Origin of the sequence: Duffyella sp. Ts4 (assembly GCF_051851875.1) — a bacterium.
GTDB lineage: Bacteria > Pseudomonadota > Gammaproteobacteria > Enterobacterales > Enterobacteriaceae > Duffyella > Duffyella gerundensis.
Genome location: NZ_JBLYPN010000001.1, coordinates 135774 through 161726, shown reverse-complemented (window position 1 = coordinate 161726; position 25953 = coordinate 135774). Strand labels below are relative to the sequence as shown.

Annotated in this window: 28 protein-coding genes; 22 read left to right on the top strand and 6 right to left on the bottom strand. The window is 58.8% G+C overall.

Going from position 1 to position 25953, the window contains the following annotated elements; all coding sequences use genetic code 11:
* Positions 1–119: 119 nt before the first annotated feature.
* On the top strand, positions 120–548 hold the full coding sequence (locus ACJY2L_RS00740; protein WP_187485967.1) for a hypothetical protein: 429 nt from the start codon (positions 120–122) through the stop codon (positions 546–548).
* 12 nt (positions 549–560) lie between these two features.
* The gene (locus tag ACJY2L_RS00735; RefSeq protein ID WP_439212061.1) at positions 561–1859 is read left to right on the top strand and encodes a PQQ-dependent sugar dehydrogenase; all 1299 of its coding nucleotides are present in this window, start codon (positions 561–563) and stop codon (positions 1857–1859) included.
* A 52-nt stretch (positions 1860–1911) separates the two neighbouring features.
* Here the strand turns inward: ACJY2L_RS00735 and ACJY2L_RS00730 are convergent, their stop codons facing one another.
* Complete coding sequence (locus tag ACJY2L_RS00730) at positions 1912–2673, bottom strand: class I SAM-dependent methyltransferase (RefSeq protein WP_439212647.1); 762 nt, start codon at positions 2671–2673, stop codon at positions 1912–1914.
* A 103-nt stretch (positions 2674–2776) separates the two neighbouring features.
* On the opposite strand from ACJY2L_RS00730, the gene ACJY2L_RS00725 reads away from it, so the two are divergent.
* Complete coding sequence (locus tag ACJY2L_RS00725; RefSeq protein WP_439212060.1) at positions 2777–3556, top strand: helix-turn-helix transcriptional regulator; 780 nt, start codon at positions 2777–2779, stop codon at positions 3554–3556.
* Here ACJY2L_RS00725 and ACJY2L_RS00720 read toward each other — a convergent pair.
* Complete coding sequence (locus ACJY2L_RS00720; protein ID WP_439212059.1) at positions 3553–4419, bottom strand: aldo/keto reductase family oxidoreductase; 867 nt, start codon at positions 4417–4419, stop codon at positions 3553–3555. The genes ACJY2L_RS00725 and ACJY2L_RS00720 overlap by 4 nt on opposite strands.
* A 309-nt stretch (positions 4420–4728) precedes the next feature.
* Between ACJY2L_RS00720 and ACJY2L_RS00715 the strand changes: the two genes are divergently transcribed.
* From ACJY2L_RS00715 to ACJY2L_RS00675, 9 genes are all read left to right on the top strand, one after another.
* A complete protein-coding gene (locus tag ACJY2L_RS00715; RefSeq protein ID WP_439212058.1) occupies positions 4729–5730 on the top strand; it encodes an MsnO8 family LLM class oxidoreductase in 1002 nt (333 codons plus the stop codon).
* Between the two features lie 20 nt (positions 5731–5750).
* The gene (locus tag ACJY2L_RS00710) at positions 5751–7082 is read left to right on the top strand and encodes an LLM class flavin-dependent oxidoreductase (protein ID WP_439212057.1); all 1332 of its coding nucleotides are present in this window, start codon (positions 5751–5753) and stop codon (positions 7080–7082) included.
* A complete protein-coding gene (locus ACJY2L_RS00705; protein ID WP_439212056.1) occupies positions 7079–8011 on the top strand; it encodes an ABC transporter substrate-binding protein in 933 nt (310 codons plus the stop codon). The genes ACJY2L_RS00710 and ACJY2L_RS00705 overlap by 4 nt, the downstream gene beginning before the upstream one ends.
* 10 nt (positions 8012–8021) lie before the next feature.
* Positions 8022–8534, top strand: a complete 513-nt coding sequence (locus ACJY2L_RS00700) for a GNAT family N-acetyltransferase (RefSeq protein WP_067430624.1) — start codon at positions 8022–8024, stop codon at positions 8532–8534.
* Positions 8535–8549: 15 nt separating this feature from the next.
* Positions 8550–9476 (top strand): amino acid ABC transporter permease, encoded by a 927-nt coding sequence (locus ACJY2L_RS00695; protein WP_264272718.1) that lies wholly within the window; start codon positions 8550–8552, stop codon positions 9474–9476.
* Positions 9460–10254 (top strand): amino acid ABC transporter ATP-binding protein, encoded by a 795-nt coding sequence (locus tag ACJY2L_RS00690; RefSeq protein WP_067430618.1) that lies wholly within the window; start codon positions 9460–9462, stop codon positions 10252–10254. Before ACJY2L_RS00695 ends, ACJY2L_RS00690 begins: the two co-directional genes overlap by 17 nt.
* A 1-nt stretch (position 10255) precedes the next feature.
* Positions 10256–11170: an ABC transporter substrate-binding protein gene (locus ACJY2L_RS00685; protein ID WP_439212055.1), complete on the top strand. Its 915-nt coding sequence runs from the start codon at positions 10256–10258 to the stop codon at positions 11168–11170.
* Between the two features lie 337 nt (positions 11171–11507).
* A complete protein-coding gene (gene ycgZ, locus ACJY2L_RS00680; RefSeq protein WP_225701678.1) occupies positions 11508–11759 on the top strand; it encodes a regulatory protein YcgZ in 252 nt (83 codons plus the stop codon).
* A gap of 242 nt (positions 11760–12001) precedes the next feature.
* On the top strand, positions 12002–12298 hold the full coding sequence (locus tag ACJY2L_RS00675; protein ID WP_439212054.1) for a hypothetical protein: 297 nt from the start codon (positions 12002–12004) through the stop codon (positions 12296–12298).
* Positions 12299–12378: 80 nt separating this feature from the next.
* On the opposite strand, the gene ACJY2L_RS00670 is transcribed toward ACJY2L_RS00675, so the two are convergent.
* The 3 genes from ACJY2L_RS00670 to ACJY2L_RS00660 form a co-directional block, all read right to left on the bottom strand.
* Complete coding sequence (locus ACJY2L_RS00670) at positions 12379–13404, bottom strand: aldo/keto reductase (protein ID WP_439212052.1); 1026 nt, start codon at positions 13402–13404, stop codon at positions 12379–12381.
* A 179-nt stretch (positions 13405–13583) separates the two neighbouring features.
* Positions 13584–14912, bottom strand: a complete 1329-nt coding sequence (locus tag ACJY2L_RS00665) for an MFS transporter (RefSeq protein WP_439212051.1) — start codon at positions 14910–14912, stop codon at positions 13584–13586.
* A gap of 77 nt (positions 14913–14989) precedes the next feature.
* Complete coding sequence (locus ACJY2L_RS00660; protein WP_439212050.1) at positions 14990–15922, bottom strand: LysR family transcriptional regulator; 933 nt, start codon at positions 15920–15922, stop codon at positions 14990–14992.
* 96 nt (positions 15923–16018) lie between these two features.
* On the opposite strand from ACJY2L_RS00660, the gene ACJY2L_RS00655 reads away from it, so the two are divergent.
* The 10 genes from ACJY2L_RS00655 (at position 16019) to ACJY2L_RS00610 (ending at position 25532) form a co-directional block, all read left to right on the top strand.
* Positions 16019–16456, top strand: a complete 438-nt coding sequence (locus ACJY2L_RS00655; RefSeq protein WP_067430600.1) for a DMT family transporter — start codon at positions 16019–16021, stop codon at positions 16454–16456.
* Positions 16456–16914 (top strand): DMT family transporter, encoded by a 459-nt coding sequence (locus ACJY2L_RS00650; RefSeq protein ID WP_067430597.1) that lies wholly within the window; start codon positions 16456–16458, stop codon positions 16912–16914. Before ACJY2L_RS00655 ends, ACJY2L_RS00650 begins: the two co-directional genes overlap by 1 nt.
* Positions 16915–17411: 497 nt before the next feature.
* Positions 17412–18608, top strand: a complete 1197-nt coding sequence (locus ACJY2L_RS00645; RefSeq protein WP_439212049.1) for a M20 metallopeptidase family protein — start codon at positions 17412–17414, stop codon at positions 18606–18608.
* Positions 18605–19459, top strand: a complete 855-nt coding sequence (locus tag ACJY2L_RS00640) for a transporter substrate-binding domain-containing protein (RefSeq protein ID WP_067430595.1) — start codon at positions 18605–18607, stop codon at positions 19457–19459. Before ACJY2L_RS00645 ends, ACJY2L_RS00640 begins: the two co-directional genes overlap by 4 nt.
* Entirely contained in the window at positions 19459–20196 is a 738-nt protein-coding gene (locus tag ACJY2L_RS00635) for an ABC transporter permease (RefSeq protein WP_187485956.1), read from the top strand. Before ACJY2L_RS00640 ends, ACJY2L_RS00635 begins: the two co-directional genes overlap by 1 nt.
* Positions 20189–20872: an ABC transporter permease gene (locus ACJY2L_RS00630; protein WP_439212048.1), complete on the top strand. Its 684-nt coding sequence runs from the start codon at positions 20189–20191 to the stop codon at positions 20870–20872. The genes ACJY2L_RS00635 and ACJY2L_RS00630 overlap by 8 nt, the downstream gene beginning before the upstream one ends.
* Positions 20872–21654 carry an ABC transporter ATP-binding protein gene (locus ACJY2L_RS00625; RefSeq protein ID WP_439212047.1) on the top strand — a complete coding sequence of 261 codons (783 nt, stop codon included), beginning with the start codon at positions 20872–20874 and terminating at the stop codon, positions 21652–21654. The genes ACJY2L_RS00630 and ACJY2L_RS00625 overlap by 1 nt, the downstream gene beginning before the upstream one ends.
* A 332-nt stretch (positions 21655–21986) precedes the next feature.
* Complete coding sequence (locus ACJY2L_RS00620) at positions 21987–24377, top strand: membrane-bound PQQ-dependent dehydrogenase, glucose/quinate/shikimate family (RefSeq protein ID WP_067430584.1); 2391 nt, start codon at positions 21987–21989, stop codon at positions 24375–24377.
* 159 nt (positions 24378–24536) lie between these two features.
* Entirely contained in the window at positions 24537–24932 is a 396-nt protein-coding gene (locus tag ACJY2L_RS00615; protein ID WP_439212046.1) for a YgiW/YdeI family stress tolerance OB fold protein, read from the top strand.
* A 69-nt stretch (positions 24933–25001) separates the two neighbouring features.
* Complete coding sequence (locus ACJY2L_RS00610; RefSeq protein WP_439212045.1) at positions 25002–25532, top strand: isopentenyl transferase family protein; 531 nt, start codon at positions 25002–25004, stop codon at positions 25530–25532.
* A gap of 16 nt (positions 25533–25548) precedes the next feature.
* Here ACJY2L_RS00610 and ACJY2L_RS00605 read toward each other — a convergent pair whose 3' ends face one another.
* Positions 25549–25836, bottom strand: a complete 288-nt coding sequence (locus ACJY2L_RS00605; RefSeq protein ID WP_439212044.1) for a hypothetical protein — start codon at positions 25834–25836, stop codon at positions 25549–25551.
* Positions 25837–25953: the final 117 nt, after the last annotated feature.

Sequence of the window (25953 nt, the reverse complement as noted above, 5' to 3'; positions counted from 1 at the left end):
TTAGCGCACTGATTTTACTTATCTGCTGCGTTTAATCCGCCCGGCCACCGTTTATTGACTACCCTTTTAGAGCATAGCGGTGGCGCTTGCCCTGCTTTTTTCTGATAAGGAACCTGTTCATGTCATATCGATATACCTCGGGAAATTCCGCGTTGGCGGTGGGGCTGTTTGAACTACTGAATCCGATACCCTTTGGTTTTTTTGTCGCGGCCTGGCTGTTCGACATCATCTATATCAGCAGCTATGAAATCCTCTGGACCGAAGCTGCCAGCTGGCTGATCACCTTTGGTCTCTTTCTGGCGATCATTCCGCGCCTGATTAATCTGGTTCAGGTGTGGTTCGGCAAGGCGCGTCTGCGCGGGCCGGGTGTGGCATTCTCCTTCTGGGCTAATCTGCTGGCCATTATTCTCGCCATTGTGAACGCCTTTATTCACAGCCGTGACAGCTACGCGGTGGTGCCGGCCGGCGTTATTCTTTCCACGCTTGTGGTGTTGCTGCTCGCTATCGCCAATGTTCAACTCGCCCTGCGCGAACGTCGTGTGGCATAAGGAGCGCGCATAATGAAAATTAAACTGATCGCCTTTTCCCTGAGCAGCGCACTGCTGCTGACCGCCTGTGACAACGGCTCCACGCTCGATCCTGCGAAGCAGATCGGGGCTAATCCACAGCTGCCGGAAGCGAAAAACTTCCTGCTGCCGCCGATGCAGGTGCCGGAAGGCGTGGCATGGAAAGCGGGCGAAATGCCCACCGTGGCCGAAGGGCTGAAAATTGAGAAGCTGGCCGATGGCTTTAAGCATCCGCGCCAGCTCTACGTGCTGCCGAATAATGACGTGCTGGTGGTCGAGGGCAACGGTCCGGCCAAGCCGACCACGCGGCCTAAACAGATGATCATGGGCATTGTACAGAAGGCCTCTGGTAAAGGCGGCGAAGGCGGCAACAGCATTACGCTGCTGCGCAACAACAACGGCAACTGGGAGAAGCATCCGTTTATCAACGGGCTTAGCTCGCCTTTTGGCGTTCAGCTGATTGGCAATACGCTGTACGTGGCCAACGCCGACAGCCTGATGACCTTTCCCTATCAGCCGGGACAGACTGAAATCACCGCCGCCGGTAAAGAGCTGACCGAGCTGCCAGGCGGCCCGATCAACCATCACTGGACCAAATCGCTGCTCGCCAGCCCGGACGGCACCAAACTCTACGTCGGCGTCGGCTCGAACAGTAATATTACTGAAAATGGCATTGGCGCCGAGTATCGCCGTGCGGCGGTGCTGGAAGTGGATGCTGCCAGCGGGGCCAGCCGCATTTACGCCAGCGGCCTGCGCAACCCAACCGGGCTGCAGTGGGAGCCGCAAACCGGCAAACTGTGGGCCATCGTAAACGAACGTGATGAAATCGGTGCCGATCTGGTGCCGGATTACATGACCTCGGTGCAGGAAAACGGCTTCTATGGCTGGCCGTGGAGCTATTATGGTCAGCATGTCGATGAGCGCGTGAAGCCGGCACGTCCGGATAAGGTGGAGAAAGCGATCAAGCCAGATTATGCGCTGAGCTCGCACGTGGCGCCGCTGGGACTGTGGTTCTACACCGGCAACGGTTTGCCCGCAGAATACCGTGGCGGCGCGTTTGTCAGTGAGCACGGCAGCTGGAACCGCAAGCCGCTCAATGGCTATCGCGTGGCGTGGGTGAAGTTTGAGAACGGCAAGCCGGTGGGCGAACCAAAAACCGTGGTTTCTGGTTTCCTGACCGAGGATCAGAAGCAGGTTCGCGGCCTGCCGGTTGGCCTGGCGCAGGATCAGCAGGGCGGCCTGCTGATTGCCGATGACGCCAGCAATACCGTCTGGCGCGTCACCACGCGCTAAGCGATCGCTGAGCATGACAACCGGGCCCGCGCGCCCGGTTTTTTTATGCGCGTCAGCAGGCGACAAACATCAGCGTGTCGCTGCAAAAAGAGCCATCGTCGGCAAAGGCGAAATAGGTTTTAACCTCATCGGCGGCATGACCTTGCAGCTCAAGAATGGCGCTGGCCAGCGTTGGTGAGGTTTGCATCCGCGCTATCCACGGCGCAAACGCCAGCGTCAGCTTACCGGCCACCAGCTCGCGGGCATTGAAGCCGCACTCGTTGATCAGCCGCAGCCATTCTCCCTGTGAATAGTTACGCACGTGGGAAGGATCGCGCAGCATCTCAAGGGTTTGCAGCCAGATATCCAGAACCGGATAGCCCGGCGAGGCGATATCCATCAGGATAAATTTGCCGCCCGGCTTCAGCACGCGCCTGACTTCGCGCAGCGCCATGCCGACGTCACGCCAGTGGTGCGCCGAATAACGGCTAATCACCACCTCAAAGCTGTGGTCAGCAAAGGGTAACTGCTCCGCCACGCCCTGACGGGTGGTCAGATTGTGCAGGCCGCGTTCAGCGGCCGTGGCGTCCACCACCGTCAGCATCTTTGCCGACAGATCGTAAGCGGTGACCTGCGCCACCTGTGCGGCGGCAACAAAGCTGGCGTGCCCGGCACCACAGCCGAGATCGAGCAGCGATGCTGCACGGTCTTCAGCCAGCCAGTGCGCCAGCCGCTGCAGATCGTCGCCGCTGGCATGCACGTCGCTTTGCAGGTAAGCCGCAGCGCGATCGCCAAACTGTTTCTCAATCTTCTCTTCGTGCGTATTTTTCATCAGAGTTTCCTCGCGAATGCATCAGGTCGGGGTTGTTCAGCATGACTATACGGCGTATTGATACGGGTACAATATGGCTGGTTATACTGGTATCAGGAGTACCCGGATGGCGGATTCACTGTTGTCAGGCCCGAAAACGCTGGGCGCATTTCTGCGTCGTCAGCGAGAAAACACCGCACCCGAACGCGTGGGTATTACGCCGGGCCGCCGTCGCCGCACGCAGGGGCTCCGTCGTGAAGAGGTGGCGCAGCTCAGCGGCATCAGCGCGACCTGGTATACGTGGATTGAGCAGGGCAGAGATATCGTGGTGTCGGCGCAGACGCTTGCCAGTATCGCCGATGCCCTGCGGCTGCCCGTGGCGGCAAGACGCTATCTTTTTGCGCTGGCGCAGCAGAACGATCCGCAGCAGGATCCGGTGCCGCAGGTGGATCGCATGGCGATCGACGCGGTGCAGCAGGTGATCGTACCGTGCTATTTGCTGGATCTGACCTGGAATATGCTGGCGTGGAACGCGGCGGCGGCGACGTTGTTCAGCGGCTGGCTCGATCGTGACGCCGCGCCTAATATGATGCGTTTTCTGTTTCTGCATCCGCTGGCGCGCACGCTGGTGGCGGACTGGGAGACGCGTGCGAGTCGGGTGGTGGCAGAGTTACGCGCCGATGCCACGCATTATCAGCACGACGCGACGCTGAACCGCTTTGTTGAGCAGATGGCTGAGCAGAGTGAGGCGTTTCGGCTGTTCTGGGCGCGCCAGCAGGTGGTGGCGCGGGAAGGCGGCGAGCGGGTATTCCGGCATCAGCGGGGTGAACGTCATTTTCATCAGCAGAGCTGGCAGCTGGCCAGCAACCGCACGCTGAAAATGATCCTGCTGATGCCGGTGGATTAACCGGCGATGGCGTCGAGTTCTGCCACGGCGTCGTCGCTCAGCTCAACGTTGACGCTGGCGATATTTTCACGCAGGTGCGCCAGCGAAGAGGTACCGGGGATCAGCAAAATATTAGGCGAACGTTGCAGCAGCCAGGCCAGCGCCACCTGCTTAGGTGTGGCATCATGCTCTGCCGCCACGCGATCCAGTTCGGCGGACTGCAACGGCGTGAAACCGCCCAGCGGGAAAAAGGGCACATAGGCGATATTTTCCGCGGCCAGCAGGTCGATCATCGCGTCATCCTGACGGTTCGCCAGGTTATACATATTCTGCACGCAGACAATCTCAGTCATGCTGCGCGCCTGCGTCACCTGTTGCAACGTCGCGTTGCTGATGCCTAGCTTGCGAATCAGCCCCTGCTCCTTCAGGGCGATCAACGCCTCCAGCGGCTCGGTAATGTCTCCCTCAACCGGTTTTGCCGGATTAAACATCAGCCGCAGGTTAACCACGTCCAGCACCTCCAGCCCAAGATTGCGCAGGTTGTCGTGCACCGCCTCGTTAATCGCTTCGGGGGTCAGCGCCCGATTCCACTGGCCTTTTTCCCCGCGTTTAACGCCGATTTTGGTCACCAGGGTCACGTCATCACGATAAGGGCTCAGCGCTTCCCGCACGATCTGATTGGTGATGTGCGGCCCGTAAAAATCACTGGTATCAAAGTGGGTGATGCCGCTCTCCAGCGCCGCCCGCAGCACGCTTATCGCGGCATTACGATCGCGCGGCGGGCCAAAGACCTGTGGCCCGGCAAGCTGCATGGTGCCATATCCCATCCGGGAGACGCTTTTCTCGCCCAGTAACCAGGTTCCTGCACGGCTGACCTCAGACATAGTGATTTCTCTTTTAGTAGGATGGAAATTAATAATAAGAAGGAAACCGCGTATTTTGTATGCAGCGGCAGCCGCTATTTACCAGTTGATTGAATATGCAGCAGATTCAGCCGCTGCGCTGGCGGCTGTTTGCCCGTGAATAAGCACAATTTCTGCTTTAGTTAGCGCGTAACGGCCTAAACCGGCCAAAAAATCGCGTCGTTCGCCGCATTTCTGTTTTCCTCATGGACTTGCCCGGATTTGTTGTTTTACTGCATCCGTTGCCCGTCTCACTATCGAGCCATTGCTGGTGAAGAGAAGAGGTGGCCGATGCCATACCGTTTGAGTCTGTTAGATAAAAGCCCGCTGACTGATGGCGAGAGCGCCAGCGCGGCGCTGAGCCGCACCCTGCAGCTGGCGCGAAGCGCTGAACGCTGGGGCTATCATCGCTTCTGGCTGGCGGAGCACCACAATGCCCCGCAGCTGGCCAGCGTAGCGCCGGAGATCTTAATCGCCTGGATCCTGGCGCATACCACGTCGATCCGCGTGGGATCCGGCGGCGTGATGCTGCAGCATTACAGCCCGTTCAAAGTGGCTGAAAACTTTAACCTGCTGGCGTCGCTGGCGCCGGGTCGCGTCGATCTCGGCGTGGGCAAAGCGCCGGGTGGCTTACCGCTGGCCACCCGCGCGCTGCAGGCAGGGAGTGACCCCGCGCTAAAAGGCGACTTCGCCACGCAGCTGGCCCAGCTTGACGGCTGGCTGAGCAACCGCAGCGCCCAGGTCGCGGCGGCGGATCGGCTACAGGCGACGCCGCTGCCGCCACAGCCCGCCACACGCTTTTTGCTCGGTGCCAGCGAAGAGAGCGCCGCGCTGGCGGCTCAGCTCGGCTGGCAGTTTGTATTTGCTGCGCATCTCAACGGCGATCGGGAGCTGATGGCACGTGCGTTGACGCTCTACAGCGCACGCAGCGGCGGCGAAAAGGCGCTGGTGGCGGTACAGGCGATTGTGGCTGACTCCCCGGTGGCGGCATCCGCGCTGGCCGCCTCGCTGCAACTCTGGCGCGTGGAGGCGGAAGGCAGCGCGCCGGTCACCGTGGGCAGCGAGGAACAGGCGCAGGCGTGGGTGCGTCAGGCGGGCAATCCGCCACACCGCATCACGCCGCGTGAGGTTCCCGCGCTGAAAGGCACCGCGGCGCAGGTTCATGCCCAGCTGCACGCGCTGCATCAGCGCTATGACATTGATGAATTCATCATCGATACCCCCATCGTCGACGCCACCGCACGGCTCTGGTCGATCGAACAGCTGGCCAGCCCTCTGCTGGTCGCAGCCTGATTTCACCCACGGAGAAGATCATGACTCAACGCGTTCTGCGTCTCGGCACCATGCTGCACGGCGCTGCCGGAAATATGTCCGCCTGGCGCCATCCGGCGGCGGTGGCGGATGCCAGCATTAATCTCAACTACGCCATCGAGGTGGCGCAAAAGGCCGAGCAGGGAAAGCTCGACTTCCTGTTTGTGGCCGACGGGCTGTTTATCAATGAAAAATCGATTCCTCATTTTCTCAACCGCTTTGAGCCGCTGACGCTGCTCAGCGCGCTGGCGGGTGTCACGCAGCATATTGGCCTGGTAGGCACCGTTTCGACCTCTTACAGCGAGCCGTTTACCGTTGCCCGCCAGTTTGCCAGCCTCGATCACCTCAGCGGCGGGCGTGCGGGCTGGAACGTGGTGACCTCACCGCTGGAAGGATCGGCGAAAAACTTCTCCCGTCAGCAGCACCCGGAGCACGCGCTGCGCTATCGCATCGCCGATGAGTATCTGCAGGTGGTGAAAGGGCTGTGGGATTCGTGGGAAGAGGATGCGTTTGTGCGCGACAAAGCCAGCGGCACCTTTTTTGACGCCAGCAAAATGCATGCGCTGCATCACCACGGCGATTTCTTTCAGGTGCAGGGACCGCTGAACATTGGCCGCACGCCGCAGGGCCGTCCGGTGATTTTTCAGGCGGGCGCCTCGGAGGATGGCCGCGCGCTGGCGGCAAAGCATGCCGATGCGATCTTTACCCATCACGCCAGCCAGGCAGAAGCCGCAGATTTTTATCGCGACGTGAAGCAGCAGCTGGAAAAGCAGGGCCGTCGACCCGATTCGCTGCACATCTTTCAGGGCGTCAGCGTGATCGTGGGTGATGATGCCGATGACGTTGAGCGTCAGTATCAGCAGACCGCGGCGCTGGTCTCGATTGAGGATGCGCTGAATTATCTTGGCCGCTTCTTTGATCATCACGATTTCAGCCAGTACGCGCTGGATGCGCCATTCCCGGCGCTGGGCGAACTCGGTCAAAACAGCTTCCGCAGCACCACCGATGAGATCAAGCGGCGGGCGCAGACGCAGGGCCAGTCGCTGCGTCAGGCGGCGCTGGAAGCCGCCACGCCACGTCCGCTGTTTCACGGTACGCCGGAGCAGGTGGCGGACGGGCTGGAGGCCTGGTTTCATGGCCGCGCCGCCGACGGCTTTATTATTCAGGGCGGCACGCCGGATACCTTCCCGCGCTTTGTCGATCGCGTCGTGCCGCTGTTGCAGCAGCGCGGACTGAGCCGCCGTGACTATCCCGGCGCCACGCTACGCGCCAGTTTTGCGCTGGATACGCCGCTGAACCGCTATCGCCACGCCGTCACAGGAGCACCATTATGAGAAAAACCGCCGCCGCGCTGACCCTGCTGGCGCTGCTTAACGGCAGCGCTCTGGCGGAAAGCGTCTCGCTGAATGGCCACAGCGTCAGCCTTGAGGCGAACCAGACGCCGATTCACACCGCAAAAAACAGCCAGGCGATCGCTCAGCTACCGGCGGGCTATCGCTTTGCCCATCCCGGCCAGTTCACCGTGGCGGTGGCGGCGCTGAATTCGCCGCCGCTGACGGTGTTCAGCGAGGACAACAAAACGCTGATGGGCAGCGAGGTGGACATTGCCCGGCTGGTGGCCGACAGCCTCGGATTACAGCTCAACGTGGTGCCCACCTCGTGGGAAGACTGGCCACTGGGCGTCGCTTCCGGCAAATATGACGCGGCGATCAGTAACATCACCGTGACCAAAGATCGCAAGGCGCGGTTTGATTTCGCGACCTACCGCAAGGATTCGTTGGGCTTCTATGTCAAAGCCAGCGGTCCGCTGCACGCCATCACCAAAGCGGAAGATATCGCCGGGCTGCGCATCATCGTCGGTTCCGGCACTAATCAGGAGGCGATTTTGCTGGCGTGGGATCAACAGAATCAGGCGAAAGGGTTGAAGCCGTTTGTGCCGGTCTACACCAAAGATGATGCCGCACAGACGCTGGCGCTGCAGGCCGGACGCGCCGACGCCTGGTTTGGTCCGAACGTCACCGGCGCGTGGAAAGCGGCGCTGACCGGTAAAACGCGGTTAGTCGGCAGCGTTGACGGTGGCTGGCCGAAAGCGGCGCATATCGCCGTCACCCTGAAAAAAGCAGGCGGCCTGGCGCAGCCGATCAGCACCGCGCTGAACGGCGTGATGGCCAACGGCGATTATGACAAGGTGCTCAGCCGCTGGGGAGAAAATGTCGAGCGCATCGATCGCTCTGAAATTAACCCCGCCGGACTGGGCGATTAAGGAGAGAGCCATGACCACCCGACGTTTTCGTGAACTTTCACCCGATGCGCCTGAACTGGCGCCGATCCTCAACGGCCTGTTTGGTGAGTACGCCGAGCGCTATCAGGATTACTTTTCGCGCGATGCGGAAGAGGAGCTGACCGAATGGTATCTGCCGCCGCACGGGCTGTTTCTGGTGCTGGAGCAGGCGGGGGAAATCATCGCCACCGGCGCCTATAAGCCTTACGACCCGCAGACCGCGGAACTGAAACGTATCTGGACGCGCCGCGACTGGCGGCGTCAGGGCATTGCGCTGGTGATTCTGCAGGAGCTGGAGCGGCGCGCGTTGCGGGCGGGCTATCAGCGTCTGTGGCTCACCACCGGTTTTCGCCAGCCGGAGGCGGTGAAACTCTATCTGGGCCACGGTTATCTGCCGCAGTTCGATATCACCCGCGATCCGGAGGAGTACAGCCAGCCGCCTTACGATGGCCGACTGCGCTTTAGCAAAATCATTGATGCCCACGCCGTGGCGCAGGCGAGCTGACAGAGGAGAACGATCATGAAACATACGCCAGGACTGCGCGTCATACCGGCACGTTATCCGCTGCGCCTGCTCGGCGCCGGTGTGGCGCTGCTGATACTGGCCACGGTGGTTCAGTCGGTGGCGCTGAATCCGCGCTGGGAGTGGGCGGTGTTTGCCCGCTGGTTCTTCGATCCGGTGATCCTCAACGGACTGTATCAGACGCTGCTGCTGACGCTGTGCGGCACGGTGCTCAGCCTGCTGTTTGGCGGTCTGCTGGCGCTGGCCCGCCTGTCACCCTCGTGGCTGCTGAGCAGCCTGGCCTGGGGCTATATCTGGCTGTTTCGGTCGCTGCCGCTGATCGTGGTGCTGATTATCCTCTACAACTTCTCCTATCTTTACGAGACGCTGTCGGTGGGCATTCCGTTTACCGCGCTGAGTTGGGGATCGTTTCAGACCATCAACGTGCTCGGGCAGTTTCCGGCGGCGGTGATTGGCCTGACGCTGGTGCAGAGCGCCTATACCGCTGAGATCATTCGCGGCGGCTTTCTCGGCGTCGATCACGGCCAGTTTGAAGCGGCCTCCGCGCTCGGGCTTTCATCCTGGCGGCGCACCTGGCGCATCGTGCTGCCGCAGGCGCTGCGCGCCATTATTCCCACCGCGTTTAACGAAATCATCAGCCTGACCAAAGGCACCGCCATTGTCTATGTGCTGGCCATGCCGGAGCTGTTCTACACCATTCAGATGATCTACAACCGCACCCAGCAGGTGATTCCGCTGCTGATGGTGGGTGCGGCCTGGTATCTGGCAATTACCAGCGTGCTGTCGCTGCTGCAATATGGCGTTGAGCGCTGGCTGGCTCGCAGCGTCGATCGCCAGCCCGCGCCGTCAATCTGGCGGCAATGGCGCGGTCGCATCCGTTCATTCACTGATAAACAGGAGCCCGATCATGTCCGAAGCCATTGATTACCGCCTGCAGCCGGCGCAGGGAGAGATCGTCATTACCGGCGTCAGCAAGTGGTTTGGCAAACACAAGGCGCTGGATGGCGTGTCGCTGCAGCTGCCACCGGGTTCGGTCACGGTGATCCTCGGGCCGTCGGGATCGGGCAAATCGACCCTGCTGCGCGCCATCAACCATCTGGAGCGGGTCGACGAGGGCTTTATTCAGATCGACGGCGATTACATCGGCTACCAGCGGCGCGGCGACCGCCTGTATGAACTGAAGGAGAAGGCGATTTTGCGTCAGCGCATCAACGTTGGCTATGTGTTCCAGAACTTCAACCTGTTTCCCCATATGACGGTGCTGGATAACCTGATTGAAGCGCCGATCGCCCATAAAAAATGCAGCCGCGCGCAGGCGGTGGAGCTGGCGTGGCAGCTGCTGGAAACCGTGGGGCTGCGCCACAAGGCTGATGCCTGGCCGCGCCATCTGTCGGGCGGTCAGCAGCAGCGTATCGCTATCGCCCGCGCGCTGGCGCTGTCACCGCGCGTGATGCTGTTTGATGAGCCGACCTCGGCGCTGGACCCTGAGCTGGTGGGCGAGGTGCTCGACGTGATCAAAAAGCTGGCGCGTTCGGGCACCACGCTGGTGATCGTCACCCATGAAATCGGTTTTGCGCGTGAGGTGGCGGATAACGTTGTGTTTATGGTGGATGGCAAAATCGTTGAGCAGGGCAGCGCCGCGCAGGTGCTGCACAATCCGCAGCATCATCGCACGCGGCGTTTTCTCGATAAGGTGCTGTGAAATGCTGAGATATTCAGGAATAAACCTGACAGGGGTAGCGATCGCCAGCGCGCTGTTCTCGCTGGCCGCGCAGGCATCCGCCATCGATCTGCTGGCCAACGAACGGCCAGTCAACGCACCGGTCAGCGCGGCGGCGGTGGCGCTGCTGCCAAGTCCCAACGTGCTGGTGACGCCTGGCACTCTGACTGTGGCGACCTCGTCAACTAACTCGCCGCCGCTGGCGCTGCTGGCCAGCGATAACCAGACCCGCATCGGCAGCGATCCGGATATTGCCCGCCTGATCGCCGACGGCCTTGGCCTCAAACTTAAGCTGGTGCCCGCCTCGTGGGAGGAGTGGCCGCTGGGCCTGACCGCACGGCGCTACGACGTGGCGATGTTTAATATCGCCGTCACTGAAGAACGTAAGCAACGTTTTGATTTTGCCGTTTATCGTGCCGATAACCACGCCTTTGTGGTGAAGAAAAGCAGCGCCATCACGCGCATTAACCAGCCCGCTGAGATTGCGGGCAAGCGCATCATCGTGGCTTCCGGCACCAACCAGGAGCGCATTTTGCTGAAGTGGGATGAAGAGAATCGGGCAAAAGGGCTGTCGCCGGTTGAGCCGATCTACTTAACCGACGACGCCTCCGCCACCCTGAGCCTGCTCTCCGGGCGGGCTGATGCGCAGTTTGGCCCCCATTCAATCGCGGCGTATAAAGCCGCGCTCAACGGCCAGACGCGGCTGGTGGGCAGCGGGCCGTTTCGCGCGTGGGTAGCAGTGACCACCAAAAAGGGCAACGGGCTGGCGGCGGCGCTCTCCGCCTCGCTGAACAGTGCCATCGACAGCGGGCGCTACGCACAGGTTTTGGCACGCTGGGGCGAACAGGATGAGGCGGTTAAAACATCGGTGATCAATCCCGAGGGCATTCATTATTAACCTTCAGCTACGGCAAATAAGCATTTTGACTGACGGCCTGCGTTTTATTAACGGTAATAAATGATAACGGCAGGCAATAAAACCGGCGCCCTGGCACTTCTCAGCGGCGCTTTTTTTTGTTAAATAGTCTTTTAATGACGCAAATTTTATTCTGCAGGTAAAGCGAAGAGAAAATAAAAGGGCAATGCATACGCAAAGCGGTATACAAAAGCAATATGAAAACGCCTGGCCTTAAAAAATATTTTGTACAGAATTTTCTGTACAGCTTTTGCTTTTTTGTATAACTTAGCTAACAACAGATGCAGGTTTATTTTCAACCATTCTCCTGAAGGAGCAAATGATGCTTCAGCAACGACGGACCCCAGAGGCAGAGCATACGGTTTCAGACTATATGCAGTCCAGCAACGACGCGTTCCCTTCGTCGCAAGAGACGCTGGGCCACATTGTGACGGACATTATTCGTGCCGGGGAGACGGTAAGTCGCAAGGCGATTTGCGCAAAGTTGTTAGCCAGACTGTCCGACAATCAGGATCCTGAACTGGAAAAACAGTACCACGAATTAATTGCGTTGCTGCTCGGGCGCGAATAAAAGAATAACTGTCTAATAAACGCTGGCTTCGGCCAGCTTTTTTAACATCTGCAAATCAGTAAAGCGCATGAATACCCTCTGCAACACTCTTCGATATTTGGCTGGCCTGATTTCTCTCTTTCAGTGCCTGCTAAAACACCGCCAGTTGTCCCGACGCCATTTTCGCTTTCATACCGCGTTGTCGGTGGTTAGTAATATCCCGTGTCTGGCTGGCTTCTTTTATTCCCGGCAGAGGAGAGTATTTGAATAACGACGATGAAATAAGAAAAATGTATAACGCCCTGGGCGAAGCCGTGCTGAGCCTGCTTGACGCTGAGGAGACGGTGAGCAATCAGGCGATCCTCAGTAAGCTTGAGCAGTTTGCCGACGGTGCGACCGATGAAAGTAAAATCATGTCGTACTGGCAGGCAAGAAAACTCTTCCGTCCGATGGCCGCGCCGGGTTCAACAGAAAACGGTCCGGCGGATAAAAAAAGCGTCAGGCTTCCGCACAACCGGTTCAGAGTACGAAAATTACCGACCGGCAGTGGCGAAGACTGACCGCTGTGTTAAACCGGTAGCGCGCCTTTGCCGTGTGCTACCGGTTTATGCTCCTCTCTTTGTCGTATCAGCCAACGCGCTTAGCGCTGACTCCCACTGAAACCGTATACCTCGCTCGCTGCCCGACTGTAGCGTTCGCCCCGTGCCGCATCCGGCGGCGCAATCGCCTCAATCGCCGCCAGCTCTTTAGAAGTAAAACTCACCGCCAGCGCCGCCAGCGCATCATCGACCCGTTGCGGCTTGCGCATGCCGGGAATCACCGCGACCTGCTGCGCCAGCAGCCACGCCAGCGCAAAAGTCGACAGTGACAGCTGCTTCTCCGCCGCCAGCTGGCGTAGCGCGGTCAATAGCCGGTGGTTATGAGCAAAATTATCACCGCTGAAACGCGGTAAGCCGCGGCGAAAATCATTTTCGGTGAGGCTGTCGGGATGAAAGCCGTCGCTGAGTAATCCGCGCGACAGCGGGCTGTAGGCGATAAACCTGATACCTTCCGCACGGCAAAAATCGAGGATACCGTTACGTTCAACGCTGCGCTCCAGCAGGCTGTATTCAGATTGCACCACGCTAAGCGGGCAGTGGGCATGCAGCAGGCGAAGCTGCGCGAGGCTTGGTTCGCTGATGCCCACGGCATGCATCAGGCCCTCATCGCGCCAGCGGTTGAGATGATCGGCCAGCGTTAATAATTCTGCCTCGCTGGCCGCGGGCGGCAAGCGGTGCACGGTAAAGATATCGAGATAACCGGTGCCAAGATTCTCCAGCGAACGCTGTAACTGACCGCGCAGCCAGCCTGGCGCAATGCAAATGTCACGTCGCTCGGGATGGCTGGCATCGCGAACCAGTGCGGCCTTGCTGCCGATAATCCGGCTGGCGCGCAGATCGTCGTTGTCCAGCGCCAGCGCCTGCCGCAGCCAGCGTTCGTTATCGCCGAAGGCGTAGCTGTCGGCGGTATCAAAATGAGCGATGCCATGTTGCAGCGCGTGGCTGACCGCCGCCTGCGCGCTGGCCTGATCGGTCTCGCCGTAGAATTCTGAAATGCCCATGGCGCCAAAACCGATGGCAGGCAGTTCGATAGCACGGTGGGTATTGGCAAGTGAATATGTTTTCATTTCTGACTCCTGTTGCGGTTGAGGCAGCCAGTAAACGCCATTGGCAGAGACAGCGGAATTGCTCTGTTTGTTATACAAAAAAGGTATCAGCAAAGCGCGATTTGTACCTCGCCGGTGATGAAAAGCGCGCAGAGGAAGAAGGGAGAAAGGGCCGCCCGAACAGGCGGCCGATAAAGCGGTTACGCCTGCTGTTCGCGCAGCGTGGCAGAAGTCTGTGCCTGCAGGCGCTTTTCCGGCTGCAGCAGCGTCATCGCCAGCATGCTGCCAAAGGCGATGGCAGCGGTCGCGGTGAACATGGCGTTATAGCCATAATATTCCGCCAGCCAGCCGCTGAGCAGCGGCGAGATAATCGAAGCGAGATTGGCGATCGCCAGCGTCATCCCGCTGTACGTGCCGACGTTGCCTTTCGGCGTAACGTCAATCACCACTGACCAGTAGACGTTGTTGACCAGCGCGTTAAGCGCGTTGCCCAGCGTCATCAATGCGATGATTGCCGCCGCCGAGGAGACCAGTGGAATCGCCAGAAAGCAGCAGGCGGTGAACAGCAGGGTAACGGCGGCAAACAGATTGCGCGCCAGGCGCAGGTTTCGGTAGCGCTGCAGCAGCGTGTCGGCGATGCGGCCACCGAGCAGCACGGTGATGCAGGCGCCGCTCCACGGGATCATCGCCACGTACCACAGCGAATGCAGATCGTAATGGAAATTATCCTGCAGGTATTTCGGTCCCCAGGTGATCAGCGTAAAGGTGATATAGAGAAAGGAGAAGTAGCCCAGTGCATTGCACACCAGCGTGCGGCTGGTGAAAAAATGCCACCACGGCAGCGTCGCTTCTGAGCGCTGTGCCGCCTGGCCGTTGCGGATCAGGGCGCGCTCTGCCTCATTAGCGTGCGGATGCTGCTCGGGATCGTCCCGAAAGGTGCGGGCAAACAGCGCCATCGCCAGCAGTGAGCCCAGACCGAGCACGATAAACATGGTGCGCCAGTCGTGGGTTAATAGCAGCAGGCCCACCGCTACCGGCGCGGTCAGCAGGGCGCCGACCTGGGTGCTGAGCAGGCCGATGCCCAGCGCCATACCGCGCTCGTTATCGGGTGCCCAGTGGGCGATCGCTTTGTTCATTAGCGCATAGGCCGGGCCCTCGGCAAAGCCAAACAGGATGCGCAACGCGGCAAAGCCCATGATCGCCGAGCCACCAAACAGCGCCATACCCAGATCGCCCGCCCAGGCGGTGGCGATCTCCAGCAGGGACCAGAGCACGCCCGCCAGCAGCCAGACTTTACGACTGCCGAGCCGATCGGCCAGAAAGCCGCCGCACAGCGACCCAAACAGATAACCAAAGCCGAAGTAACTGAGCACGGCGCCCAACTCGACCTTACTGAAATGGTACTCGTGGGAAATGGCGTTGGCGGCGAACGACAGCGCGCCGCGGTCGATATAGTTAATTAAGGCGATAAAAAACAGCAGGCTAAAAATACGGTAACGATAGCGGCTGGCAGGTTGTTGGGCATTCATACGGCTTCTCCTGAATTTCCATTGTCAGGAAAGGTAAGCAATATTAATGCCAGCTCAGCCGTTGCCGCGATAGCGCATCAACGTGTCCAGTAGGCGGGTTGGCCGAATTTCTCCACGAAGAAGTCGATCACCGCCCGCGTTTTCAGCGGCAGCGGGTGGGCGCGCGGCCAGATCAGCGAGATCGCCTGTGGCGCGGTTTTGGTGGCGGCTTCACAGGCGGGCAGCACGCGCACCAGCTTGCCCTGCTGCAGACGATCGACGACCAGCCAGTCCGGGAACAGCACCAGGCCAAGGCCGTTCTCCGCGGCGATAATCAGCGTTTCGGCGTTATTGGCCACCAGCGCACCCGCCACCGCTGGATTCTGCCACTGGCCGCGGTCGTCGCGGAAATACCAGCGCTGCAGGCCGTGGACGCCGCGATAGAGCAGACACTGATGGCGCAGCAGATCGTCCGGCGTCGCGGGAAAGCCGCAGCGCTGCAGATAAGCCGGGCTGGCTACCAGCATATAGTGCTCATGGGCGAGCACGCGGGCGTGACAGCGGGAATCCTTGAGCTCGCCGATGCGCAACAGCAGGTCGGTGCCTTCCTGTAGCGGATCGATAAAATCATCGGTTTGCACCAGCTCAACCTTCAGCGCCGGATGCCGCAACAGCAGTTCGCCCAGCCACGGTGCCAGATGGCGCTGGCCAAAGTTCACCGGCGCGTTGATACGCACCATGCCTGCGGGCTGCTGCTGCTGGTCGATCAGCTGCGCCTGCGCGGTATTGAACTGCGCCAGCATGGTGCGCGCTGCCCCGGCAAACTGCATGCCCGCCTCGGTGGGCGATACGTTGCGGGTGTTACGAAACAGCAGCTGGCTGCCAAGCGTGGCTTCCATCTGCTGCACCATGCGGGAAATGGTCGACGCGGCCACGCCTTCGCGCCGCGCCACCTCAGAGAAGCTGCCGCTGTCCACCACGGCGACAAACAGCGCCAGCGAACGCAGGCTGATGGTATGTAAATCGTTCATTAATGCATATTCCGCAAAACTGTTTCGCTGATTATGGCATTTTTCTGCATTAAATCCTGCCGTAATCTCCCCGCCTTTGGAAGCTGGGGAAACATAATGAAAATCCTGTTAATTCTGTTAGTGATCGTCGGCGGCATGGGGCTGTCGGTGGAAGCTGGCCTGTTGGGACCGCTGGGGCATGAGGTGGGCGAGCTGTGGGCCACCATGAGCATCTTCGGCATCGGCGCGGCGCTGACCTTTTTGCTGATGCTGTTTTTCAGCCCGCGCGATACGCCATCCTTTTTCCGTCAGCCGGGCTGGACGCTGCTCGGCGGCGTGCTGGGACCGATGTACGTGATTATCCTGACGCTGACCACGCCAGCGATCGGCATCGCTATGACCATGACCGGTATTCTGGCGGGTCAGGTGGGCAAGAGCGTGATCATCGATCACTATGGCCTGTTTGGTATGGAACATCGCCGCATCGATAAACGCCGCCTGCTGGCGCTGTTATTGATCGTGGCCGCACTGCTGCTGATTGCGAAGGGGGAATAATGCTTATTGTGATGGTTTTACTGGCGATTGTGGGTGGCGCGCTGCTCAGCGTGCAGGCGGCGATTAATGGTCGTCTCGGCGGACAGGTCGGCATTCTGAAGTGTGCGTTCTTAACCTTTTCACTGGGTGCGCTGGTCACCGGCCTGCTGATTTTCTTTGTTGAGCCGCTGGGGCCGCAAACCCTGCTGGAGGTGCCGCGCTGGCAGGTGATGGGCGCGCTGTGCGGTGTGCCATACATCATTATCATGGTGCTGGCAGTGCAGCGCATCGGTGCGGCGATCGCCACCGTGTCGGTGATTTTCGGTCAGCTGCTGATGAGCATCATCATCGATAACTACGGCTGGCTGGGAAATCACGCCATCCCGGTATCCGGCAGTCGCTGGCTGGCGATGGCACTGCTGGCCGGTGCGCTGGTGCTGATCTACCAGAGTAACCGCCAGCCGGAAGCCAAAGCCTGATCGTCTGTGGCGCCTGAGTGGCGCCACTTCTTTAATGCCATCCGGCAGCGCCTTTACCCGGCGGAGACGCGTAATCGCCGGATATCACGCCGCGGCGAGTCGCCAAACTCCCGACGGGTTCACGACTAAACTGTGAGGCGCTTTCGTAGCCGACGTAGACCGCCGCGCGGTCAAGCACGGGAAAACGATCTGTTTCGCCTGCTGCCTCGATAAATCAGTAGCGATATGAATAATTATTTCTCTGTCATCGTATTTATTAATTTCCCTGCGCCATAACAGCCAGGTTCTCCGACGTTAGCCGCTGTTTTTTCACTTTTCACCCGCTTTTCGCCGTACATTCCTGTTTCCATCCTGCGGATATTCCTATAGTTTGTTAATGATTGCTCTGCACCGCTGCGCTTAATCCGTGCCCGGCATGATGGCTCAGCCAGTGATGAATGTGCCGGGCGATATCAGTCCGTAATAATTTTCAGCCACCTGTGAGTGTAAGAAACGACATGGAACTCTCCCTTGCCATTAAACAGCGGGTTGACGCAATTGCGCCGTCGCTGGTGGCGATCCGCCGTGATATTCACGCCCATCCTGAACTTGGTTTCGATACGCTGCGCACCGCGGCGCTGGTCAGGGATGAACTGGAACGGCTTGGCCTCAGCCCGCGTTGTGGCGTGGGCCGCAGCGGCGTGCTGGTGGACATTCAGGGTGCGCAGCCCGGCAAAACGCTGCTGCTGCGCGCCGATATGGATGCCTTACCGATTCACGAACAGACCGGATTGCCGTTCAGCAGCCGTTATGCCGGCAAGATGCACGCCTGCGGGCATGATATGCATACCGCGACGCTGCTTGGCGTGGCTGATATCCTCAGCCGTGAACGCCAGCGGCTGTGCGGCACGGTGCGGTTGATATTCCAGCCCGCCGAAGAGACGCCGGAGAGCGGGGCGGAAGCGATGATTGCCGACGGGGCTGCCGATGGCATTGCGATGGCAATTACCCTGCATAACAAACCGGAGCTGGCCACCGGCGAGATTGGACTGACGCGTGGTGCCAGCACCGCCTCCAGCGATGAGTTTGATGTCATCGTGCGCGGCCGCTCGACCCACGCCGCGCGACCGCACATGGGTAGAGATCCGATTATTGCTGCGGTACAGATGATTGCGCAGCTGCAAACCATCGTTGCGCGCGAGCTGGATCCGGCCAACTCAGCGGTGCTGACCATTGGTCATATTCAGGGCGGCACCACCCACAATATTATTCCCGACAGCTGCCTGTTTCGCGGCACCCTGCGCGCGAAATCGCCGCTGACTCGCCAGCATATGGAGCAGGCGTTTCACCGCATCTGTCAGGGCTGCGCGATGGCGATGAACGTGCAGGTGGAGATTCACTTCCAGCGGGGCGTTCCACCGCTGATGAACGATGACCACCTGGTGAGCCAGCTGGAAACCATTCTCTCCAGCCAGTTTGGCAAAACGATTGTGGCGGCGCCCAGCAGCAGCTTTGGTGCCGAGGATTTCTCACTGTTTACCGAGCGCGTGCCGGGCTGCCAGATCCACATCGGTTCAGCCACGCCGGGGCGCGACGATCATTTGCATAATTCCGACTATCAGCCCGACGAACAGAGCATTGCCATTGGTACCGAAGCGCTGGCGCGCCTCGCGTTTGATCTGCTTTCTCCTTCTCAACCTCAGGAAAACCTATGACCACGCTGCGTAAGACCCTGTTTACCGCTACCTTTGGCGCCGTGCTGCTGCTGGCGACGCCGGTTATGGCACTGGCAAAAGATTTTGGCACCCTGCATTTCGCTACCGAAGCCGCCTTCCCACCGTTTAATCAGAGCACGCCGAGCGGCAAAATCATCGGCTTTGAGCCCGATATGGTGGCGGAACTGGCGAAGCGCGTTGGCTTCAAATATGAGATCAGCGCGCAGAAGTGGTCCGGCATGATTCCCGGCTTGCTGGATGAGAAATATGATGCGGTGATTGATGGCGTGTCGATTACGCCTGCCCGTGAACAGGCGATCGCCTTTTCCCATCCCTATACGCAGAGCATCTCTGGCTTCGTCACCCTGAAGAAGGGACCGCTGGCGGTGCTGCCTGGCGATGACAAAGTGATTGTCGCCAGCGATGAGGCGGCAACCGCCAGCGCGATTGAGACGCTTCGCGCCAGCTTTAAGGGCAAAACCATCGCCGTGCAGGTCGCAACCATTCAGGCGGACTTCCTGAATAAATACTTTGCTGATGTTGCCACCATTCGTACCTATCAGGCGGGCCCGGAAACCTTTGCTGACCTGATGAATCAGCGCGTGGATGCGGTAATGGCGTCGCGCACTAACTTCGCCGCCTATGTGAAGAAGCATCCGGATCGCCTGACCTCCAGCGGCTACGGTTTTACCGGTGGCCTGCTCGGCAAGGGAACGGCAATCGGCCTGCGTAAAGATCAGACCGAACTCAAGGCGGCGCTGGATAAGGCGCTGGTGGAGATGATCAACGACGGCACGCTGAAGGCGCTGTCGCTGAAGTGGTTCGGCCTTGATGTGACGCCGAAAGCGTAATGAACATCGACTGGCAACTGATCGGCTTTGGCGACGAAGGCTGGGGGCCTGCGCTGCTGCAGGCGGCCTGGATTACGCTTTCGGTCTCACTCACCGCCTTTGCAATCGGTGCGCTGCTGGGTAGCCTGCTTTGCTGGATGCAGGTGGCCGGTAGCCGCTGGCAGAAACGGCTGGCGGGCAGTTACGTGGTGGTATTTCGCGGCGTGCCCGAGCTGCTGGTGATCTACCTGTTCTATTTTGGCGGGCGAGAAGTGGTGGCGTTTTTTGGCAAGGCGCTGGGGTTTCACGGTCCGTTTGACGTCAGCGGCTTTGTGGCCGGGGCGCTGGCGATTGGCCTGATCTCCGCCGCCTCCCAGAGCGGTGTCTTTCGCGGCGCGTTTTATGCCATTCCGCCGGGCACGCTGGAAGCGGCACGGGTCACCGGCATGGGCCGACTGATGCTGTTTCGCCGGATGATTGTGCCGCAGGCGCTGCGCACCGCGCTGCCGGGCATGGGCAATCAGTGGCAGAGCGTGATCAAGGAGTCGGCGTTAGTGTCGGTAACCGGACTGGTGGAAACGCTGAATCAGGTGGCCACCGCTTCGGGCTCGACGCAGGAACCCTTTTTCTTCTATGCGGTGGGCGCGGTGATCTACCTGATCATTACTTCGCTCTCCGATATGGTTTTTCGTGGCGCCGAGAAGGTGGCGCTACGCGGTCAGGCAACTTCACCCACAAGGAACGGTTCGCGTGGATAACGCTTTCTTTAGCCAGACGCTGCTGGCGCTGTTGGGAGGCCTGCCGCTGACGCTGAATCTGACGCTGCTGGCATTGATCGGCGGCGCGCTGCTGGCGGTCTGCTTTAACCTGCTGCGACTGACGCGGCTCGGGCACTATCCGGTGCGCTTTTATATCTGGCTGTTTCGCGGCACGCCGCTGCTGATTCAGATTTTTATGATCTATTACGGATTAGGAAGTTTTGAACGGGTACGCGACAGCGTGCTGTGGCCGGTGCTGCGTGAGCCGTACTGGTGCGGCCTGATCGCCCTGATTCTCAACGATGCCGCCTATACCAGCGAAATCCTGCGCGGCGGCCTGAATGCGGTTAGCCCACAGTCGATTGAAGCAGCAAAGGTCAGCGGCATGTCATCGCGTAAGATTTTCACTCGCATCACGCTGCCGATAGCGGTGCGTCAGGCACTGCCCGCGTGGAGCAACGAGGTGATCTCCATGCTCAAGGCGACCTCGCTGGTCAGTACCATCAGCCTGATGGAGATGACCGGCATTGCCGATGCTATCGTCTCATCCACCTTTCGTGCGCTGGAGGTGTTTCTCACCGCGGCGGTTATCTATCTGATCCTGTCGCTTATCGTCAGCAGGTTGCTGACCCTGCTGGAACACCGGCTGTCACCGTATCAATTTGGAGCACGTTAATGAACAGACCCACCATTATGCTCAGCAACATCAAAAAGCGTTATGGCGGCCATGAGGTACTGCACGATATCAGCCTCACCGCACAGGATGGCGACGTGATTTCACTGATTGGCTCCAGTGGGTCAGGCAAAAGTACGCTGTTGCGCTGTATTCCGTTTCTGGAAGTGCCGCAGGCGGGAGAGATTGCCGTAGGAGATAACCGCATTGTTATCGACAACGTCGATGAAAAGCTCAGCGCCGCTCAGCAGCGCACCATCAAGCAGATGCGTATGCAGCTTGGCTTTGTGTTTCAGAGCTTTAACCTGTGGCCGCATCGCACCGTGCTGCAAAATATTATCGAAGCGCCGGTGCATGTGCAGGGGCGCAGCCATAAAGAGGCAACAGAAGAGGCGGAGAGGCTGCTGCAAAAGGTGGGGCTTTATCAAAAACGTGACGCCTGGCCGTCGCAGCTCTCCGGCGGCCAACAGCAGCGAGTAGCGATCGCCCGCGCACTGGCGCAGCAACCCAAGGCATTGCTGTTTGATGAGCCAACCTCGGCGCTCGATCCCGAGCTGGTGGGTGAAGTGCTGCGGGTCATCCGCGAACTGGCAGAAGAGGGGCGCACGATGATTATCGTGACGCATGAAATGGGCTTTGCCCGTGAAGTGGCGAACAAGGCGATCTTCCTGCATCAGGGGATGATTGAAGAGCAGGGACCGCCGGAGCAGGTATTTCTCGATCCCCATTCCGATCGTTGTCGGGCGTTTGTGCACAGTCATTTACAACGCAATCCCACCGGCTAAAAACCGATGCTGTTACACCGCTAATCAATTTTACGCTGACTGGCCCGCTATCCACTGCGGGCCCTGCTTCCTGGTTCCTGGTTTATCGCGCGCCGCTACCGCCGTTATCTCCCCGCGTTACCGCCTGAAAGCTGCCTGATGTCGCCCCTGATAGTGCCAAATTTCCCCTAGTGTAATCGCTAATAAATAATAGTTTTCAATAGCAATCATCACGTTGCTAACATTAATTTAATATTATTTAACAAAGTTGTGATCGGCGTTAAACTTCTGTAGGCGAAATGTAAGATTTCGTAAGGCACCGACACGCGCTTCGCGATCATCGAGGGATTTGAATGCTTAACAAAATTACCAGTATTGTCATCGCCATTCTTGGCGTGGCCATGCTGTATATGGGCGGAAAACTGCTGCTTGCCGGCGGGTCGCCATTCTATGCCATTATGGCGCTCGGGCTGTTAATTACCGCCTGGACGCTATTCCGCAACAAACGCATCGCGCTGTCGCTTTATGCGCTGCTGATGTGGATCGTACTGTTCTGGATTATCTATGAAGTCGGCTTCGACAAATGGCAGTGGATCCCACGCGGCGATCTGATCGGCCTGATTGGTGTCTGGCTGGCGATGCCGTGGGTGGTTGCGCCGCTCTATAAATCCTCTTCACCGCGTCGTTTCCATCCGTTCCTCGGCACTACCGTGCTGGTGATGGTCGCTATCGTGATCGGCATGATGTTTTACGATCCCTATCCGCAGGCGGGCAATATCACGAATCCGCGTACGGCCAGTGAAAGCCAGGGCGCCGCAAACGACTGGACCGCTTACGGCGGCAGCGATAACGGCCTGCGTTTCTCCAGCCTGAAGCAGATTGGTAAAGACAACGCCAGCAACCTGGAACTGGCGTGGACCTATCACACCGGCGATCTGCGTGATGCCGATAAAGATGCGGGCGAATATACCTTTGAAGCGACGCCGCTGAAGGTCAATAACAGCCTCTATTTCTGTACGCCGCACAATGAAGTGCATGCGCTGAACCCGGAAACCGGCGCGCTGAAATGGAAATACCAGCCTGAGAAAAACCGCTCTTACCTGCAACAGCACCAAACCTGTCGTGGCGTGAGCTATTACGATGCGGCAGCGGCAGCGAAACCTGCAGCGACCACCCCGGATGCCACCGTCAGTGCGGCACCCGCAATGTGCCGTAAGCGCATTTTCAATGCCACCACCGACGCGAAGCTGATTGCGCTGGATGCGGATACCGGCAAGCTGTGTGCCGATTTTGGTAATAACGGCATGATCGACCTGAGCGCCAATATGGGCACGGTGCGCCCACATGCACTGATGCAGACGTCGGCACCGCTGGTGGCGGGCGATCTGGTAATCGTCGGCGGCTCAGTAATGGACAACGGTTTCCATTCCGGCAACCCTTCTGGCGTGATCCGCGCCTATGACGCGCAAAGCGGTCGTCTGGTATGGAACTTTGATCCGGCTAATCCGGAAAAAACTCAGCCGATTGCCGCCGGTGAAAACTATCCGTATGACACGCCGGTTGCCTGGGCAACGCTGAGCGCCGATGTGAAAAATGGTCTGGTGTACGTGCCGTTTGGCAACGCCTCGCCGGATGAGCTGAGCCGTGGTCGTGATGCCAACAGCAACGTGGAGAAGTTCCGCGATACGCTGGTGGCGCTGGATCTGCACACCGGTACCTTTAAATGGCGCTTCCAGTCATCGAAAAATGACCTGTGGGACCGTGATAATCCGTCGCAGCCTTCGCTGATGGATATCGATTATCAGGGCACGCGTGCGCCAGCGGTGATTCTGCCGACCAAAACCGGCAACCTGTTTGTGCTGAACCGTCTGACCGGCCAGGCGATCTATCCGATTAATCAGGTCGATGTTTCCACCACCGGCGGCGTAGCGGGCGAAACCTTCTCGCCAACGCAGCCGGTATCGCGCCTGAACTTCATTCCGGCGCCGATCAACGAGAAATCGATGTGGGGCATTACGCCGTTTGATCAGATGTCCTGCCGCACGCAGTTCCACGCCATGCGCTACGACGGTAACCCATGGACGCCAGCCACCGAGAAAGGCTCGATTGTTTTCCCGGGTAACATTGGTGTCTTCAACTGGGGTTCAGTGGCTATCGATCCGGAGCGTCAGATTCTGATCGCCGCTCCGGTGCGTCTGGCTTATAAATATCACCTGCTGAAGCGTACGCCGGAAACCGCGGATAAGCGTCTGCTGGGCAAAGATGGCACGCCTTACTGGAATGAAAACTTCCAGGGCGACTATGCCATTCAGATTCAGCAGTTCACTTCCGATCTGGGCATTCCGTGTATCGCGCCACCGTGGGGCCGTATGGTAGGTGTCGATCTGAAAACCGGTAAAACCGAATGGCTGCGCCGCGTGGGCACCACTAAAAACCTGAAAACCAGCTTCATGCCTGGCCGCTTCCCGATTGGTTTCCCAATGGGCATGGTGGCACACGGTGGACCGCTGGTAACCGCAGGTGACGTGGTATTCCACGGTGCAACGGCAGATAACTTCTTCCGCGCCTATGACATCAATACCGGCGAGATCCTGTGGCAAACCGAGCTGCCAGCCGGTGGCCAGGCAACGCCAGCCACCTATATGGGCAATGACAACAAACAGTACGTTGTTATCGCCGCCGGCGGTCACGGTTCGATGGGCACCACACCGGGTGATGCAGTGATGGCGTTCCGCCTGAAATAAAATGCGTTAAGTTAATATCAGCCCCGCCGAAACGCGGGGCTTTTTTTTTAGCCAGTCAGCAGCTTTTAACCTGTTCAATCCACAACTTATAGAAATTTGTGCCAGGCTTAAGTCAGTGAGTTTGATGCCGGGCGTTCCGGCGTACAGAAAGGAGACAGCATGTACAAGAAAATTACGCTGGCGGCACTGATGACCGTGGTGAGTTTGTCGGTTAACGCCGAAGAGGGTGGATTCAAAGCGGGCGAAACGCCACCGCCTCAGCACAAGCAGGATGCCGGTTATAAAGGTTCTGAAGATACCGGTCAGGGCACGGTAAAAGCGTCCCGTGATATGCGCAAAGATGCGTGGGTTACGCTGGAAGGCTACATCATCAAAGATCACGGTAATAACCGTTACGATTTCCGCGATCAGACCGGCACCATGGTTATCATGGCACCGAAAAAAATCTTTGAAGGCAAAGAGTATACGGCTGAAGATAAAGTACGCGTCAGTGGCTACGTGAAGGGCAAAGGTCCTGGTACCACGCTGAATGCGGAACGCATCGAAGAGCCGTGATAGTTGCATTAACATGAAAAGAGGTCGCATGATTGCGGCCTCTTTTTTTTGTCATGGAGAAAGGTGTTTATGCGGTCGTTAGCAGAACTGGGTGAGCGTATCGTGATCATCGGCCCGTCGAACAGCGGCAAATCAACGCTTGCCGCGGCTATTGGTCGGCAACGTGCACTGCCGGTGGTGTATCTCGACAGGCTGCATCATTATCCCGACACCGCCTGGCAAATGCGGCCCACAGAAGAGTTTCATGCGCTGCACGCTGAGGCAATTGCTGAACCGCGTTGGGTAATGGAGGGAAATTACACCGGACTGCTGTCGGCTCGGCTTGCTCGGGCGACCGGATTAATTGTGCTGGAGGTTTCTACGTTAACCAGCCTGCGGCGCTATCTGGCGCGTACGCTGTGGCAAAAGCACCGCTACGGCGGGGTTAATGATGACAACGACAGGGTGACGTGGGAAATGCTGAATTATATTACTCGCGTGATGCCGGCAAAAACCCGACGTAACGCAAAGTGGTGCATGAGCTGGCAGGGGCCAGCGGTGTGGCTCACGTCACCACGGCAGGTCAATCAGGCGTATCAGCAGTGGCAGCTGCTGCGTTAAGCGGGCAGCGCTTATCCTACAGGGCAGGGAGCAGCCGTTGTGCGATCTCTGCTGTGATGACGACACGTATGTTTGCACCCAGCACGCCCTGAATCGTTGCCGAGGTGAGGGGAACGTGATTGAGTGACAGCGCCAGCACCTGCCGCATATTTTCTCGTGTCACGGTCGAGCGACGCTGTGCAGCGGCTTCGGTGAGGGTCATCTGCACTTCGAACATGAAAATGTCGTAGGGCGCTCGCTGGCGGTCGATCAGTTTCAGCTCAAGCTGTTCAATATCACAGGCGGCTTGCAGGTTCACCGCCACCGATTTTGCCAGCGTCAGCGAGGGCAGCAGGCAGGCGAGGATAAGCAGCAGGTGTAGCGATCATCCATAGTTACAACATACATATATAATTCTTAATCCGGTTCCATTAACTTTGGC

Coding starts and splice junctions, on each gene's coding strand:
- ACJY2L_RS00710 (WP_439212057.1), top strand. CDS start 5,751: ATGACTCAACGCGTTCTGCGTCTCGGCACCATGCTGCACGGCGCTGCC.
- ACJY2L_RS00670 (WP_439212052.1), bottom strand. CDS start 13,404: ATGAAAACATATTCACTTGCCAATACCCACCGTGCTATCGAACTGCCT.
- ACJY2L_RS00660 (WP_439212050.1), bottom strand. CDS start 15,922: ATGAACGATTTACATACCATCAGCCTGCGTTCGCTGGCGCTGTTTGTC.
- ACJY2L_RS00665 (WP_439212051.1), bottom strand. CDS start 14,912: ATGAATGCCCAACAACCTGCCAGCCGCTATCGTTACCGTATTTTTAGC.
- ACJY2L_RS00625 (WP_439212047.1), top strand. CDS start 20,872: ATGAACAGACCCACCATTATGCTCAGCAACATCAAAAAGCGTTATGGC.
- ACJY2L_RS00695 (WP_264272718.1), top strand. CDS start 8,550: ATGAAACATACGCCAGGACTGCGCGTCATACCGGCACGTTATCCGCTG.
- ACJY2L_RS00720 (WP_439212059.1), bottom strand. CDS start 4,419: ATGTCTGAGGTCAGCCGTGCAGGAACCTGGTTACTGGGCGAGAAAAGC.
- ACJY2L_RS00725 (WP_439212060.1), top strand. CDS start 2,777: ATGGCGGATTCACTGTTGTCAGGCCCGAAAACGCTGGGCGCATTTCTG.
- ACJY2L_RS00700 (WP_067430624.1), top strand. CDS start 8,022: ATGACCACCCGACGTTTTCGTGAACTTTCACCCGATGCGCCTGAACTG.
- ACJY2L_RS00640 (WP_067430595.1), top strand. CDS start 18,605: ATGACCACGCTGCGTAAGACCCTGTTTACCGCTACCTTTGGCGCCGTG.
- ACJY2L_RS00650 (WP_067430597.1), top strand. CDS start 16,456: ATGCTTATTGTGATGGTTTTACTGGCGATTGTGGGTGGCGCGCTGCTC.
- ACJY2L_RS00740 (WP_187485967.1), top strand. CDS start 120: ATGTCATATCGATATACCTCGGGAAATTCCGCGTTGGCGGTGGGGCTG.
- ACJY2L_RS00690 (WP_067430618.1), top strand. CDS start 9,460: ATGTCCGAAGCCATTGATTACCGCCTGCAGCCGGCGCAGGGAGAGATC.
- ACJY2L_RS00645 (WP_439212049.1), top strand. CDS start 17,412: ATGGAACTCTCCCTTGCCATTAAACAGCGGGTTGACGCAATTGCGCCG.
- ACJY2L_RS00635 (WP_187485956.1), top strand. CDS start 19,459: ATGAACATCGACTGGCAACTGATCGGCTTTGGCGACGAAGGCTGGGGG.
- ACJY2L_RS00715 (WP_439212058.1), top strand. CDS start 4,729: ATGCCATACCGTTTGAGTCTGTTAGATAAAAGCCCGCTGACTGATGGC.
- ACJY2L_RS00655 (WP_067430600.1), top strand. CDS start 16,019: ATGAAAATCCTGTTAATTCTGTTAGTGATCGTCGGCGGCATGGGGCTG.
- ACJY2L_RS00620 (WP_067430584.1), top strand. CDS start 21,987: ATGCTTAACAAAATTACCAGTATTGTCATCGCCATTCTTGGCGTGGCC.
- ycgZ (WP_225701678.1), top strand. CDS start 11,508: ATGATGCTTCAGCAACGACGGACCCCAGAGGCAGAGCATACGGTTTCA.
- ACJY2L_RS00735 (WP_439212061.1), top strand. CDS start 561: ATGAAAATTAAACTGATCGCCTTTTCCCTGAGCAGCGCACTGCTGCTG.
- ACJY2L_RS00705 (WP_439212056.1), top strand. CDS start 7,079: ATGAGAAAAACCGCCGCCGCGCTGACCCTGCTGGCGCTGCTTAACGGC.
- ACJY2L_RS00610 (WP_439212045.1), top strand. CDS start 25,002: ATGCGGTCGTTAGCAGAACTGGGTGAGCGTATCGTGATCATCGGCCCG.
- ACJY2L_RS00615 (WP_439212046.1), top strand. CDS start 24,537: ATGTACAAGAAAATTACGCTGGCGGCACTGATGACCGTGGTGAGTTTG.
- ACJY2L_RS00685 (WP_439212055.1), top strand. CDS start 10,256: ATGCTGAGATATTCAGGAATAAACCTGACAGGGGTAGCGATCGCCAGC.